At 32.5% G+C, this 15654-nt stretch carries 15 protein-coding genes; 10 read left to right on the plus strand and 5 right to left on the minus strand.

Annotated elements, in window-relative coordinates; translation table 11 throughout:
• Positions 1 to 45 precede the first annotated feature (45 nt).
• The 4 genes from IW20_RS05525 to IW20_RS05540 all read left to right on the plus strand — a co-directional run bounded on the left by IW20_RS05525 (position 46) and on the right by IW20_RS05540 (position 2957).
• Positions 46 to 828: a fatty acid desaturase family protein gene (locus IW20_RS05525; RefSeq protein WP_035619707.1), complete on the plus strand. Its 783-nt coding sequence runs from the start codon at positions 46 to 48 to the stop codon at positions 826 to 828.
• A 4-nt stretch (positions 829 to 832) separates the two neighbouring features.
• The gene (locus IW20_RS05530; protein WP_035619935.1) at positions 833 to 1741 is read left to right on the plus strand and encodes a TIGR01777 family oxidoreductase; all 909 of its coding nucleotides are present in this window, start codon (positions 833 to 835) and stop codon (positions 1739 to 1741) included.
• Positions 1742 to 1878: 137 nt separating this feature from the next.
• Positions 1879 to 2334 carry an SRPBCC family protein gene (locus IW20_RS05535; protein WP_035619709.1) on the plus strand — a complete coding sequence of 152 codons (456 nt, stop codon included), beginning with the start codon at positions 1879 to 1881 and terminating at the stop codon, positions 2332 to 2334.
• Positions 2335 to 2558: 224 nt separating this feature from the next.
• Entirely contained in the window at positions 2559 to 2957 is a 399-nt protein-coding gene (locus IW20_RS05540; RefSeq protein WP_051885578.1) for a DUF1090 family protein, read from the plus strand.
• Between the two features lie 58 nt (positions 2958 to 3015).
• On the opposite strand, the gene IW20_RS05545 is transcribed toward IW20_RS05540, so the two are convergent.
• Positions 3016 to 3831 carry a UbiA prenyltransferase family protein gene (locus tag IW20_RS05545; protein ID WP_035619710.1) on the minus strand — a complete coding sequence of 272 codons (816 nt, stop codon included), beginning with the start codon at positions 3829 to 3831 and terminating at the stop codon, positions 3016 to 3018.
• A 134-nt stretch (positions 3832 to 3965) separates the two neighbouring features.
• Between IW20_RS05545 and gcvP the strand changes: the two genes are divergently transcribed.
• The 6 genes from gcvP to IW20_RS05575 all read left to right on the plus strand — a co-directional run bounded on the left by gcvP (position 3966) and on the right by IW20_RS05575 (position 11285).
• A complete protein-coding gene (gcvP, locus tag IW20_RS05550; RefSeq protein ID WP_035619711.1) occupies positions 3966 to 6815 on the plus strand; it encodes an aminomethyl-transferring glycine dehydrogenase in 2850 nt (949 codons plus the stop codon).
• Between the two features lie 261 nt (positions 6816 to 7076).
• Positions 7077 to 8135 (plus strand): 3-oxoacyl-ACP synthase III family protein, encoded by a 1059-nt coding sequence (locus tag IW20_RS05555; protein ID WP_035619712.1) that lies wholly within the window; start codon positions 7077 to 7079, stop codon positions 8133 to 8135.
• A 161-nt stretch (positions 8136 to 8296) separates the two neighbouring features.
• Positions 8297 to 8818, plus strand: coding sequence for a methyltransferase domain-containing protein (locus IW20_RS05560; RefSeq protein WP_035619713.1), 522 nt, complete (start codon positions 8297 to 8299; stop codon positions 8816 to 8818).
• Between the two features lie 30 nt (positions 8819 to 8848).
• Entirely contained in the window at positions 8849 to 9697 is an 849-nt protein-coding gene (locus IW20_RS05565) for a glycosyltransferase (protein ID WP_035619714.1), read from the plus strand.
• 80 nt (positions 9698 to 9777) lie between these two features.
• The gene (locus IW20_RS05570) at positions 9778 to 10527 is read left to right on the plus strand and encodes an MlaE family ABC transporter permease (RefSeq protein WP_035619715.1); all 750 of its coding nucleotides are present in this window, start codon (positions 9778 to 9780) and stop codon (positions 10525 to 10527) included.
• A complete protein-coding gene (locus IW20_RS05575) occupies positions 10524 to 11285 on the plus strand; it encodes an ABC transporter ATP-binding protein (protein ID WP_035619717.1) in 762 nt (253 codons plus the stop codon). The genes IW20_RS05570 and IW20_RS05575 overlap by 4 nt, the downstream gene beginning before the upstream one ends.
• Before the next feature lie 90 nt (positions 11286 to 11375).
• On the opposite strand, the gene IW20_RS05580 is transcribed toward IW20_RS05575, so the two are convergent.
• The 4 genes from IW20_RS05580 to IW20_RS05595 form a co-directional block, all read right to left on the minus strand.
• Positions 11376 to 11981 carry a SprT-like domain-containing protein gene (locus IW20_RS05580; RefSeq protein WP_035619719.1) on the minus strand — a complete coding sequence of 202 codons (606 nt, stop codon included), beginning with the start codon at positions 11979 to 11981 and terminating at the stop codon, positions 11376 to 11378.
• A 109-nt stretch (positions 11982 to 12090) separates the two neighbouring features.
• Positions 12091 to 12768 (minus strand): SDR family NAD(P)-dependent oxidoreductase, encoded by a 678-nt coding sequence (locus IW20_RS05585; protein WP_035619720.1) that lies wholly within the window; start codon positions 12766 to 12768, stop codon positions 12091 to 12093.
• Positions 12769 to 12805: 37 nt separating this feature from the next.
• Positions 12806 to 13780 (minus strand): M20/M25/M40 family metallo-hydrolase, encoded by a 975-nt coding sequence (locus IW20_RS05590; RefSeq protein ID WP_035619721.1) that lies wholly within the window; start codon positions 13778 to 13780, stop codon positions 12806 to 12808.
• A gap of 350 nt (positions 13781 to 14130) precedes the next feature.
• Positions 14131 to 15273, minus strand: a complete 1143-nt coding sequence (locus IW20_RS05595; RefSeq protein ID WP_035619722.1) for an acyl-CoA dehydrogenase family protein — start codon at positions 15271 to 15273, stop codon at positions 14131 to 14133.
• Between the last annotated feature and the right edge of the window lie 381 nt (positions 15274 to 15654).

Raw genomic sequence — 15654 nt, forward strand, 5'->3', positions numbered from 1 at the left:
ACTGCTAGATTTAATTCATTCATAGTAAACTTAAAAGAATCTGCAATGACACATCAAGAAATACTAAAAAAAGTACAATGGAAAGATTTGAAAAATCTAAGTTTTACAGAAATGTTAATCGAAAATAATTTGACAATTCCATGGTTTCTAATCTCTATCACACTTTCTTATTTTGGATATTATTTATTAGCAATACCTTTTTCAGCTTTTTTCTTTTTAACAGGATTAAGACAAGTACACAATGGTTTTCATAACTCATTAGGAACTAATAAATTTTTAACGTGGTTTACACTTTATTCAAACAGTATTTTATTGATGGTTTCAGTCCATGCCGTTAAATTTAATCACATCAGACATCATAAATATTGTTTGTCAGATGAAGATTATGAAGGAAAATCGGCAAGAATGACATGGTACGGAGCTATTCTTTATGGTCCTATGCATATGTTTCTAATTCATAAAATAACCTTACAACTAGGAAACAAAAATTATAGAAAAAATGTATTATTAGAACTTATTTCTATTGCCATAGTAACATTTGCCGTTTTCTATTTTAATATTCATTTTTTAATCTATCATATTATTGTCATGGTTTTTGCCGAATTTTTAATGGCTTTTTTCGCTGTTTGGACAGTACATCACGATACCGAAGAATCACCGGAATATGCCAGAACACAACGAGGAAATTGGAAAAACAAAATTACATTTAGTATGTTTTATCATTTAGAACATCATTTATTCCCAGCAGTTCCAACTATTAAACTACCCGAACTGGCAAGAAGAATTGACGTAGTATTCCCTGATATTGAAAAAAAGCAAACTTTTTAAGACAATGAAAAAACTAATTATTGCAGCTGGAACAGGTTTTTTAGGACAAGTTTTAGTCAATCATTTCAAAAATAAATTTGAAGAAATTGTAATTCTCACCCGAGGAAAATCACAAACCGTTAATGGAATTAAATACGTTAACTGGAATGCCAGAACTTTTTCTGGTTGGGAAAATGAACTTGAAGGCGCAACGGTATTAATAAATCTTGCAGGAAAATCTGTAGATTGTCGTTATACCAAAGAAAATAAAAGAGAAATTCTATTATCTCGAATCGAAAGCACACGTGTTTTAAACAAGGCTGTTTTAAATTGTAAAACTCCGCCCAAACATTGGCTAAATTCATCTACATCTACAATTTATCGTTTTTCATTAGATAAAGAAATGGACGAAACTACTGGCGAAATCGGAAATGATTTTTCTATAAATGTGGCTTTATCTTGGGAAAAAGCATTCTTTAAAACCGAAACTCCAAATACATTAAAAACTGCTTTAAGAACATCGATAGTTTTAGGAAAAAAAGGCGGCGCTTTAATTCCGCTTAAAACCTTAGCTAAAATTGGATTCGGAGGAAAACAAGGAAAAGGAAATCAATTTATTAGCTGGATTCACGAAGACGATTTTGCAAATGCAGTAGATTTTATACTCCAAAAAGAAATGATTGGGATTGTTAATGTTGTTTCTCCTAAACCGATTCGCAATGCTGACTTTATGAAGAAACTTCAAAAAACTGTTGGTTTTCCTTTCGGAATCCCACTCAATACATTTCTGCTTAAAATAGGAGCTTTCTTTATTCGAACACAACCCGAATTAGTTTTAAAAAGTAGAAACGTAGTTCCGAAAAAGCTTTTAGAAAATGGATTTGAATTTAAGTTTGATAATGTAGATAATGCTTTTCGAAACCTATTAAATTAAAACCATAGTCCACGGTTTCAACCGTGGGATGCCGATTGCGATAATTAATTGCGCTCCAACGGTTGAAACCGTTGGCAATGCTATAATGGTATTTATATTTATAATCTGTCTCAAACTATTAGTGCAAAACACAAATTATGACAACGATTCATCTTACCACAAAAATAAAAGCATCAAAACAAATCGTATTCGATAATTCTAGGGATATTGATGTTCATCAACAATCTGTAAGCAAAACAAAAGAAGTTGCAATTGCTGGCGTAACATCTGGATTAATAATTTATAACGAAACTGTAACATGGCGAGGAAAACACTTCGGGTTTTACTTAACACACAAAAGCCGGATTACTGCAATGAATTTTTACAACTACTTTGCAGATGAAATGGAAAGTGGAAAATTTAAATCATTTAAACATGAACATTTTTTTGAAGAAAAAAACGGGCAAACAATCATGACTGATAAACTACAATATGAAACTCCGTTTGGCATTTTAGGTGAATTATTTGATGATTTATTTTTAAAGAAACATTTAATTCAACTTCTTACAGAAAGAAACAAAACCTTAAAAGAAATATCTGAAAAAGACAACTAAAGTATTTTTCTCCCTTTTAAAATGAATATTGATAAAATTTCTCGAAGTTTATTGAAATAAAATTCCTCTCAAATTTTAAAATTCTGAAAAAACTGCTTTGGCATGCTTTATGACAGCTTTTTATCAAAGCGTACTAAATATAGTATTCGTAATCAATGGATTTATCTAAAAAACGAACTAATTTTATATAGAAAATTCAGAATAACAATTTTAAAATAAACATTATGTCAGTAAAAACAAAAATTTTATCAGTAGCCTTTTTTGCAATCACATCTATCGGGTTTGCACAAACTAATTGTAAAGAATTAAAAGGTTGCGAAAGAAAGTTATGTGAATTGAATACAAAATTAGAATACGCAAAAAAAGCAGGTAACCAAAGTCAGATTAAAGGAATTGAAGAAGCAATAGCACAAACTAAAAAGAACTGCACTACAAAAACAGTTACCAATGATCTTGACAAAAAAGTAAAAGAAAAACAAAAAGAAGTTAAGGAAAGAACCGATGAGTACAACAAAGCGGTTAAAAATCAAGAATCGAAAGAAAAAATCGATAAGAAAAAGAAAAAATTAGACGAAGCTAAAGCAGAATTAAATAAAGCTCTTGCGGATCAAAAAACGAAATAAAACTTTCGTTTATAAAAAAACCGATGTTTAAACATCGGTTTTTTTGTTTCTATATCTTTTATCCATAAAACTCAACCATCATCCACCAAAAAATCGGAATACTTTCGACCCAGAAAGAAGTATAATATTTAGGTCTTTTTTCATTTGCAAAAACAATGAAAAGGGATAACACAAGAACCATGATTAAATTTATCACCAATTGATTTTTATCAAGATTTAGTCTTAAAAACTCCAAAAAATAAAACGGAATTAAAAGCGATAGTCCCAAAATCTTAGTTCGCTTTACTCCTATTTGCTGAGGAACAGTTTGCAAATGCGGATCATCATTTGCCAAATCGATAATCTCAAAAATTAATATTAGTACAAAAACCAAGATAAAACGCTGTACACATTTTAAATAAAAATCAGAAGTAAAAGCAATTTCAGCATTTATTAATGGTAAAACCAAAGTGGCTCCAACCCAACAAAGTGAAACTATATATATTTTGACCCCAGCCCAATTTCTAGCATTTTTTCTATTAGGAAAAAAAGGAAGTGTATAAAGCGCCGTAATAGCAAGAATTCCAACCGAAACAATTTGTGTTATTTGATGTAATTGAAAAAAATAATATCCAACCAACAAAAGGGAACAAAAACTAGAAACAGCAATAATTTTTAATTGGTTGCCTATTGGCGCTCTGTTTACACGAACTAAGGCATCGTATTTTACAAAATTATATCCTACAATGGTCCCGAAAAATGCGAACAAAGCCATTGACTCATCATACTCAATACCAAACATATGGAACGTTAATCGCACCAAAGCATAACATGATAAAGCAACGTGAATACTGCTATTGATATAAAAATTAAATAACTGTGTAACTACCTTCATATAACAAAACTAATCAATTAATAAGAAATCAACCCTTTAGTTGTAAATTTGATAAAAAATGCAATAAAAAATAGCTATTAAATTATTAATAATACTTAATTTTGCACCACAAAAAACAACACTTTTACTACTATATGAAAACAGATGCTTTTGCTTTAAGACACATTGGTCCGAGAGAAACCGACCATCAACAAATGTTGAAAACAATTGGAGTTGAATCTATTGAACAACTCGTTTATGAAACGCTTCCAGATGACATTCGTTTAAAAGCACCGTTAAACTTAGATCCTGCAATGACAGAATATGAGTTTTCAAATCACATACACCAATTAGGAAATAAAAATAAGGTTTTTAAATCATATATTGGTTTAGGATACAACCAAGCTATTGTTCCAGCTGTAATTCAAAGAAATGTTTTTGAAAACCCAGGATGGTACACAGCATACACACCTTACCAAGCTGAAATAGCTCAAGGTCGTTTAGAAGCAATCCTTAATTTTCAAACTACAGTTATTGAATTAACCGGAATGGAAATTGCAAATGCATCATTATTAGATGAAGCAACTGCTGCTGCCGAGGCAATGGCACTTTTATTTGATGTAAGATCAAGAGACCAAAAGAAAAACGAAATCAATAAGTTTTTCGTTTCTGAAGAAATTTTACCACAAACATTATCAGTTTTACAAACTCGTGCAACACCTATCGGAGTTGAACTAGTTATAGGAAATCACGAAACATTCGATTTCTCAACAGCTTATTTTGGAGCAATCCTACAATATCCTGGAAAATACGGACAAGTTCATGATTATGCTGCATTTATCGCTAAAGCAAAAGAAAACGAAATTAAAGTTGCTGTTGCTGCCGATATTTTAAGCTTAGCAAAATTAACTCCTCCTGGAGAAATGGGAGCTGCTGTTGTTGTAGGAACTACACAACGTTTTGGAATTCCGTTAGGATACGGTGGACCACACGCCGCTTATTTTGCAACTAAAGACGAATACAAACGAAGCATGCCAGGACGTATCATTGGTGTTACAATCGATACTAACGGAAACCGTGCTTTGCGTATGGCATTACAAACTCGTGAGCAACATATAAAACGTGATAAAGCAACTTCAAACATTTGTACTGCACAGGTATTATTATCTGTAATGGCAGGAATGTATGCAGTATATCACGGACCAAAAGGATTGCAATACATCGCAGACAAAGTTCACGCTGCAACTGCAACACTTGCAAACGAATTAAAAAAATTAGGTGTAGAGCAAACTAATACTGCATTCTTTGATACTATCGTTGTAAAAGCTGATGCTAAAAAAGTACGCACAATTGCAGAACAAAACGAAATTAACTTTTACTACATCGACGATAACACAATTTCTATTTCGTTAAACGAAACAGTGAGTGTTGCCGAAGTAAACGAAATCATTTCTGTTTTCGCTACAGCTACAAATCAACAAGCTACAACAATCGATAGCTTAACAAATACAAATCATTTCCCAGAGCATTTAAAAAGAACATCATCATTTTTAGAGCACGATGTTTTTAATAAATACCATTCAGAAACAGCTTTGATGCGTTACATCAAAATGTTAGAACGTAAAGATTTAGCTTTAAATCACTCGATGATTTCGCTTGGTTCTTGTACGATGAAACTGAATGCAGCTTCAGAAATGTTACCATTAAGTAGCCCACAATGGAACAACATTCACCCTTTTGCTCCGCTTGATCAAGCACAAGGATATCAGGAAATGTTGAAAAAACTAGAGCAACAATTAAATGTTATCACAGGTTTTGCTGGAACAACTTTGCAACCAAACTCTGGTGCACAAGGAGAATATGCAGGTCTTATGGTTATTCGTGCTTATCACCAATCAAAAGGAGATCACCACAGAAACATTGCTTTAATTCCTTCATCTGCACACGGAACAAATCCTGCATCTGCTGCAATGGCTGGAATGAAAGTTATCGTTACTAAAACTTTAGAAAACGGAAATATCGACGTAGAAGATTTACGTGAAAAAGCAATCTTGCATAAAGACAATCTTTCTTGTTTAATGGTAACTTACCCATCTACACATGGAGTTTACGAAAGTGCTATTAAAGAAATTACACAATTGATCCACGATAACGGAGGTCAAGTATATATGGATGGTGCAAATATGAATGCTCAGGTAGGATTAACAAATCCTGCTACAATTGGAGCTGACGTTTGTCACTTAAACCTACACAAAACATTTGCAATCCCTCACGGTGGTGGTGGACCAGGAGTTGGACCAATTTGCGTTGCGCCACAACTAGTTCCATTTTTACCAGGAAACCCAGTTATAGCAACAGGAGGAGATCATGCCATTACAGCTATTTCTGCAGCTCCATGGGGTTCAGCATTAGTTTGTTTAATCTCTTACGGATACATCTCGATGTTAGGAGCCGAAGGTTTAAAAAGCGCTACACAACATGCCATTTTAAATGCTAACTACATCAAAGAAAAATTAAGCGGTCATTACGAAACTTTATATTCTGGAGAAATGGGTCGTGCAGCTCACGAAATGATCCTAGAATGTCGTCCTTTTAAACAAAAAGGAATCGAAGTTACAGATATTGCAAAACGTTTAATGGATTATGGTTTCCATGCTCCAACAGTTTCTTTCCCAGTTGCAGGAACATTAATGATTGAGCCTACAGAGAGTGAAAACTTAGAAGAATTAGACCGTTTTTGTGATGCTATGATTTCTATTCGTAAAGAAATAGAAGCTTCGACTATCGAAGACAAAAACAACGTATTAAAAAATTCTCCACATACATTAGCAATGCTTACTACAGATGTTTGGGATTTCCCATACACAAGAGAGCAAGCAGCTTTCCCATTAGACTATATTGCCGAAAACAAATTCTGGCCAACTGTACGCAGAGCCGATGATGCTTTTGGAGATAGAAATTTAGTATGTAGTTGCGCTCCTATTGAAGCCTACATGGAAGAGTAAAAACAAAAGCTATTCTTACAAATGCCTCGATTAATCGAGGCATTTTTTTTTGATATAATAAAATATTTTTAAAATAAATTTCCAATCAGCTCCAATTTACTCAATAAAAAACTCAAAAAACCTGAATATTAATTAATAAATAACCAATTATTCCCTTAAAACAGAAATTATTCCATAATTATATGCATGCATAGTAAATATTATGGTTGTAATTATTATTTTATTTCTAAATTAGCCTAAATTATTTTGGAAAACTGCATAATGAAAATAAAAATAACTGGAATAGGTAGCTATATTCCGCATAAAGAAATAAAGAATACGGATTTTGATAAACATGTATTTTTAAACGAAGACGGAACTCCTTTTGGCTACCCAAACGAGGTTGTCATTAATAAATTCAAAGGTATAACAGGAATTGAAAACAGACGTTATGCCGAAGATCAATATACTTCTTCCGATTTAGCATTCTTCGCTTCACAAAAAGCAATCGAAAATGCCAAAATCGACCCAGAAACTCTTGATTATATTATTTTCGCACACAACTTTGGTGATGTAAAATACGGAACAACCCAATCTGATATTTTACCAAGTTTAGCAACACGTGTAAAAAATAAATTAGGAATAAAAAACCCTAAATGTGTAGCCTACGATATTCTTTTTGGATGTCCAGGATGGATTGAAGGCGTACTACAAGCAAATGCTTTTATCAAATCTGGTATGGCAAAAAAATGTTTGGTTATTGGAGCTGAAACTCTTTCTAGAGTTGTAGATGATCATGATAGAGATTCTATGATATACTCAGATGGAGCTGGAGCATCAGTGATTGAAGCTTCTGATGATGAAACGGGATTATTATCTTACGAAAGCGCCACTTTTGCAAGTGAAGAAGCTGGATATTTATACTTCGGTAAATCATATAACCCAGATTTAGACCCAGACACGAAATACATAAAAATGTATGGTCGTAAAATATATGAATTTGCATTAAGCCAAGTTCCGGCGGCTATGAAAAGCTGTTTAGACAAAAGCGGAATCGCCATTGATGATGTAAAAAAAATCCTAATACATCAGGCAAACGAAAAAATGGACGAAGCAATTATCCATCGTTTCTACAAATTATACGGCAAAACTCCACCAGAAAACATCATGCCTATGTGTATTCATGATTTAGGAAACAGCAGCGTAGCAACAGTTCCAACACTTTATGACCTATTAATACAAGGAAAATTAGAGAATCATGAAATTAACAAAGGCGACGTTGTAATTTTTGCATCTGTTGGAGCAGGAATGAACGTAAATGCTTTTGTATATCGATATTAGTTAGTTTACAGTAACACTATTCAGTTGCAGTTTACAGTATGCTAAACTGATTACTGAGACTGAATACTAAAAAGTCCGCATTTTAAAATGCGGACTTTTTAGTATATTTGCACCCTAATTAAAACTAAGAACGAGAGATTGCTTCGTTCCTCGCAATAACTATGTACGAAAAAACATTTCCGAATAAACGATTCAAACATACTTTAGAATTTCTAAAAAAACACATCACAACATCCGAAACTGTTTTGGATTTAGGAGTTGAAAATCCGTTTTCTAAGATCATGAAAGCCGAAGGATTTAAAGTAAAAAATACAACTGGCGAAGATTTAGATATCGACCAAAGCGTATTTTCTACCGAAAAACAAGATGTGGTTACTGCTTTCGAAATCTTCGAACATTTGCTAAATCCATTCACAATCTTAAACGAAATAAAATCAGATAAACTTTTTATCTCGATTCCTATGCGTTTATGGTTCTCGCCAGCATATCGTAGTAAAACAGATATGTGGGACAGACACTATCATGAATTTGAAGATTGGCAATTAGACTGGCTTCTTGAAAAAACAGGTTGGAAAATTATCGACAAAGAAAAATGGACTAATCCGGTAAAAAAATTCGGAATCCGTCCTTTATTAAGAAGATTTACCAATAGATACTATATTGTATACGCAGAAAGAAAATAGTTTTCAGTATCAGTTTCCAGTTTATTAAATATGAAATATTACATTGTTATACCGGCACATAACGAGCAAGAACTTATTGGCTTAACGCTGCAATCATTGATTTCGCAAACCGTTTTACCAAAAAAGATTGTTGTAGTCAATGATAATTCAACCGATAAAACGGAAGAAGTTGTATTGAATTATGCCAAAGAAAATCCATATATATCATTGGTAAACAAAACCTCGAGTGCTATACATTTGCCAGGAAGCAAAGTAATCCAAGCATTTCATAAAGGATTTGAAACCCTTGATGATGATTATGATATCATTGTAAAAATAGATGGAGATTTAATTTTTCCACCTAACTATTTCGAAACTATCACCTCTCACTTTCAATCTGATCCTAAAATCGGAATGGCTGGAGGATTTTGTTATATAGAAAAAAATGGAGATTGGGTATTAGAAAACCTAACTGATAAAGACCATATTCGCGGCGCATTAAAAGCTTATCGAAAAGAAACTTATCAGCAAATTGGAGGTTTAAAAGCCTCAATGGGTTGGGATACGGTAGACGAATTACTTTGTAAATATTATGATTGGAAAATAGTTACTGATTCTTCTTTACACGTAAAACACCTTAAACCGACGGGGGCAAACTACAACAAAACAGCTCGTTATAAACAAGGTGAAGCTTTTTACACCTTAGGATACGGTTTTTGGATCACAGCGATTGCATCTGCAAAGTTGGCTATGATGAAGAAAAAACCTTTACTATTCTTTGATTACATTAAAGGATTCCTGAAAGCAAAAAGAGCAAAAACACCATTATTGGTAACTGATGCACAAGCAAAATTCATTCGAAATTATCGTTTGAAAAAAATGAAAGAAAAGCTTTTTTAGTTCAAGCATTCAAAAAACTATAAATTCAAAACCGTAAACTGGCAACTATTTTCGTAATTTAGCCCATATTCGTAAAAACTATGATGCTCATTCGTTATTTATCCCAAATAGGAAGATACTTCTTGATGCTTAAAGAAATTTTCAACAAACAAACCAAATGGTCTGTGATGAAAAAACTAATCTTTAAAGAAATTGATGACTTAATTATTGATTCCCTTGGTATTGTTTGTTTCATTTCATTCTTCGTAGGTGGAGTTGTTGCAATACAAACCGCATTAAACTTAACAAATCCATTAATTCCTAAATACTTAATTGGTTTTGCAACCAGACAATCTGTAATTTTAGAATTTGCTCCAACATTTATTTCTGTTATTATGGCGGGAAAAATGGGATCTTTCATTACATCAAGTATAGGAACTATGCGTGTTACAGAGCAAATCGATGCGCTGGAAGTTATGGGTGTAAACTCATTAAACTATCTTGTTTTCCCTAAAATAATTGCTTTATTACTATATCCATTTGTAATTGGTATTAGTATGTTCTTAGGTATTTTTGGTGGTTGGCTTGCTGGAGTTTACGGCGGATTTACAACTAGTGATGATTTTATAATGGGTGCTCAAATGGAGTTTATTCCGTTTCACATTACCTATGCGTTTATTAAAACCATAATTTTCGCCATGTTATTGGCAACAATCCCATCTTTTCATGGTTATTATATGAAAGGTGGAGCGCTAGAAGTAGGAAAAGCAAGTACAGTAGCTTTCGTATGGACATCTGTATCGATTATCCTTTTTAATTATATACTAACACAATTGTTATTAGGCTCATGATAGAAGTAAAAAACATAGAAAAATCATTTGGCGACAGCAAAGTACTTAAAGGTGTTTCGACCGTATTCGAAACCGGAAAAACGAACCTAATTATTGGGCAAAGTGGATCTGGAAAAACCGTATTATTAAAAAGTTTATTAGGTATTCATACTCCAGATTCTGGAACAATTGAGTTTGATGGCAGAGTTTATTCTGAACTTGATCCAGATGAAAAAAGAGAATTACGTACAGAAATCGGAATGGTATTTCAAGGAAGTGCTTTGTTTGACTCTATGACTGTAGCCGAAAATGTAGCTTTCCCTCTTAAAATGTTTACCAAAGACACGGGTTCTAAAATTCAGGATCGTGTAGATTTCGTTTTAAAAAGAGTAAATCTAATTGATGCACACAAAAAACTACCTTCGGAAATTTCTGGAGGGATGCAAAAACGTGTGGCTATTGCCCGCGCCATTGTAAACAACCCAAAATACTTATTTTGTGATGAACCAAACTCTGGTTTAGATCCAAATACTTCGACTTTAATTGATAATTTAATTAAAGAAATCACCGAGGAGTATAACATCACTACTGTAATTAATACACATGATATGAACTCTGTGATGGAAATTGGTGAGAATATTTTATTCTTAAAAAATGGAGTAAAAGAATGGCAAGGTACTAAAGAAGAAATTTTCGTAACCGATAATAAAGCTATTGTCGAGTTTGTTTATTCTTCTAATTTGTTCAAAAAAGTAAGAGAAGCTTATTTAAAAGGATAATCACCTTTATATATTATGTTAAAAATCCCAAATTTCAATCTAAATAAAATTGAAATTTGGGATTTTTATATTTGCGTCTAATCGTAGATTTTAATCTCTGGCAACCAACAACTCGACTTCGGCATTTGGATTAAAAAGATATGTTCTTCCTGAGCTTATTTCTAAACATTCAAAGCGTTTTGTTCTTACGGCTACTTTCTTAAAAACTTTCCCGTTGTGAATTCTGAAAACACTACCGTATGGAATCTCAAAAATATAATTTTTATCATTCTGCTTGTCGTATTGCTTCAAAGCCAATGATAAAGTAGTATCAGTATCACTACTTGCCGTTGGGTTCTTAAAATGTCTCGCAAGCAGTGGCAACAAGTGACTAGGAAATATCTCTGGACGAATAAAAGGAACCATCAATCGCTGAAAAGAATATTTCCATTCATTACCATGAGGTTTAATTTTTCTTCCAAATTTTTCGAACGCAACCAAATGCGAAATTTCATGAATTAATGTAATCAGAAACTTGTATTTATTCAAGCTAGAATTTACTGTAATCTCATGTTTACCGCTTGGCCCTTTTCTATAATCACCGTGACGAGTTTGCCTTTCGTTTACAATCTTAAGATGTACACGATTATCAACAATCAAGTCAAAAACAGGCTTTACGGCGTGTTCTGGGATATATTTAGATAGCGTTTCGTTCAAAACAATTTTTATTATAAATTATGAATTATGAGTTATAAGTTTTCTTTAAAATAATAATGCTTCACAACACCTTCTCTCAAAATCAAAACTTCTTATAACTTATAATTAATTACGGATTAGTAGAAGAAACTTCTAATACTTTACCGTTAAAATATTTATTTCCATTTAATGTAAAATCATAAATATAAGTTGCCATTCCGTTAGCCGAAATTGGCGCTTGATATCCTGGGAAAGCTTCTTGTAACATTTCTGTCTGAACAGAACCTAATGCCAAAACATTAAATGAAATTCCTTTTTCTTTATATTCTTCTGCCAATAATTCCGATAATGTAATTACAGCACCTTTGCTAGAACTATAAGCAGCAAGTCCTGCAAATTTAAGACTTCCGCGAACTCCTCCTATAGAACTTATGGTTACCACATGACTTCCTTTTTGAAGATAAGGCAAACAAACTCTCGTAAGATTTGCTACCGCAAAAACATTTACTTTATAAATACTCTCAAAATCTGTCTGAGTAGTTTCTGCAAAAGGTTTTAAAAGCAAACTTCCCGCATTATGCACTAATGCATCTACTTTTTTCCAAGTCGAAGAAAGAAAATCTTCTACTTTATATAATTCAGATTCATTAGATAAATCAATAGAAAGACAAGTTACATTAGAATGCTCCAAAAGCAACTGAGGAATTTTTCTAGAAATAGCCAATACTTGATGTCCCGCATTTGCAAATTGCAATGCAAGCTCATAACCAATCCCTCTACTCGTTCCTGTAATAATAATATTTTTCATGTAGCAAAAATAAGGAAAACCAATAAAAAAGCATAGTTTATTTAGTCATCAAAATCTCTTTTGTCGGAGAACTTGCCATATGAGTCACTGCAGGCAACAATTCCTGAATAAATGAAGTCATATGAGGAATATCCATAACTTTAAATTCATCCGAAACATGATGATAAAATTCAAAATTTTCAAAATCGAAAGTACTTATCGATTGGCAAGGAACTTTGAATGCTTCGAAAAAAGGATAATTATCTGATCTAAAAAACAATTGATATTCGGCTTCTTTAGGTAAGAATCCAATCGTTTTATCACCTGTATATTCATTGATTTTTGTCGCCATATTCGATTTATCAAAACCAGTAATGTAGGCTAAGAAATCTCGTTTCATTGGCACACCAATCATTTCTATATTAAGCTGTGTATATAAATTAAAGTTTTTAGCTTTAAGCTTTGTCGCCAAATGCTTAGAACCTAAAAGCCCTTTTTCTTCACCAGCAAAAAACACAAAAAGTACGCTTCGTTTATTCGATTTAGTTTCGCTAAAATATTTAGCCATTTCTGCAACAGCCGTAACTCCTGAAGCATCATCATTTGCTCCGTTATTTATAAAATCACCATTAACTCCTTTTTTATCAATCCCGATATGATCATAATGCGCGCTCAAAATCACAAATTCATTTTTCAGTTTCGCATCTGTTCCTTCTACATATCCAACTATATTATATGCAGGAGTTTTAAACGTAGATAATGTATCACGATAAGAAGAGAAATAAGGTTTAACCTTATTCTTTTTAAAGAAATCTTCCAGATAAATAGCAGCCGCTTCAATTCCCTTAGTTCCAGTTTCTCTACCTTCTAATTCATCCGAAGAAAGATATTTTAAAATCGACGCAACATCATTTTCTTTTACTTTATAAGTAATTTCTAACTTAGAAGCTGTTTGCGTAGTTTCGGTTGTAACTGTATTATTGGATTTACATCCAAAAAAGATAAAGGGAAATAAAAGTACTAGTTTTTTCATTATGTAAAGTTTTGGTTTATCTATATAATTTTAATGCTTAGCTACAACTAATTTTAACACATAGAAACATAGCTTTTTTATTCTCAAAAAAGACATTTCACTTATTTAAAAAACACATAATAAGCTATGCGAAAGAAATCTATTTCTGCTTGGTATTCTTATTTCACACATAAATTCTATGTTCCTATGTGTGAAATAAAATTTTATAGATTAGGTCAAGCTCATTATAGATTCTTATATAAAAATAAGTATGTGCTAAGTTGTAAATATAATTATTTTTTATTGCAAAAATAAAACCCTTTCAAGGCCGAAAAGCCGAAAGGGTTTTTATACAATTAATAAGAATACAATTATCCCGCGATAACTGCTCTTGAAATTACTATTTTTTGAATTTCAGAAGTTCCTTCATAAATCTGTGTAATTTTTGCATCACGCATAAAACGCTCAACATGATACTCTTTTACGTATCCGTTTCCACCATGAATTTGTACCGCCTCTACAGCCGTATCCATTGCAACTTGCGAAGCAAATAATTTTGCCATTGCACCACTTACATCATAGTTATTATGTTGGTCTTTATCCCAAGCTGCTTTCATACAAAGATGACGTGCTGCTTCGATATTTACCGCCATATCTGCTAATTTAAAAGCAATAGCTTGGTGATTGCAAATTTCAGTTCCAAAAGCTTTACGTTCTTTAGAATATTTTAAAGCAAGTTCATAAGCACCAGAAGCAATTCCTAAAGCTTGAGAAGCAATACCAATTCTTCCACCTGCTAATGTTTTCATTGCAAATTTAAAACCAAATCCATCTTCACCAATTCTGTTTTCTTTAGGTACTTTTACATCACTAAACATTAATGAATGAGTATCTGAACCACGAATTCCCATTTTTTGTTCCTTAGGACCAACAGAGAAACCTGGCATATCTTTGGTCATGATTAAGGCATTGATCCCTTTATGTTTTTTCTCAGCATCAGTTTGTACAATTACAATATAAACAGATGCAGTATTACCATTAGTAATCCAGTTTTTAGTACCGTTTACTAAATAATGGTCACCCATATCAATTCCAGAAGTTTTTTGTGATGTAGCATCACTACCAGCTTCAGGCTCACTTAAGCAAAATGCACCGTGAATTTCTCCAGAAGCTAACCCTGGTAAGTATTTTTGTTTTTGTTCTTCGGTACCAAAAGCCTGAAGTCCCCAACAAACTAATGAATTATTTACCGACATTACTACAGAAGCTGAAGCATCAACTTTCGAAATCTCTTCCATAGCAATTACGTATGAAGTTGTATCTAAACCACTTCCTCCGTATTTTGGATCAACCATCATTCCCATGAATCCGAGTTGTCCCATTTTTTTTATTTGTTCCGTAGGGAAAATTTGCTTTTCGTCTCTTTCTATCACACCTGGTAACAATTCGTTTTGAGCAAAATCTCTAGCAGCTTGTTGAATCATTAAGTGCTCTTCGGTAAGATTAAAATCCATAGTATTATAAAATAAAAGTTGCTTTTTGTTAAAAAAATATATTCAAAGGTACTTTTTTATACTGAAATTTTCAATTCTGAATTGCATTTTTGACTAAAGAAAAACGAACACTATATCGTTATCGTAATAATATCAAGAACTTCGCCTAGTGAAGCCAGTTTAGCAACTCATAAAATTTTAGATGAAGAAGCACTAATAGTTACCAAAAGTCGCAAAAAATGAGATAATTACATCTGAAATTTCATCTAAAAATAATCTAAAAAAGCCTACTCTACATTGTAAAAAAAGCAACTAAACCTGTTTAAGCCAAAATTCATGTTCAAAAAACTAAACAATTTCGGTGACCATAACAAGCAATAAAATTCTATATTCCGATTACAA

It is taken from the genome of Flavobacterium hydatis (genome assembly GCF_000737695.1).
Classification (GTDB): domain Bacteria; phylum Bacteroidota; class Bacteroidia; order Flavobacteriales; family Flavobacteriaceae; genus Flavobacterium; species Flavobacterium hydatis.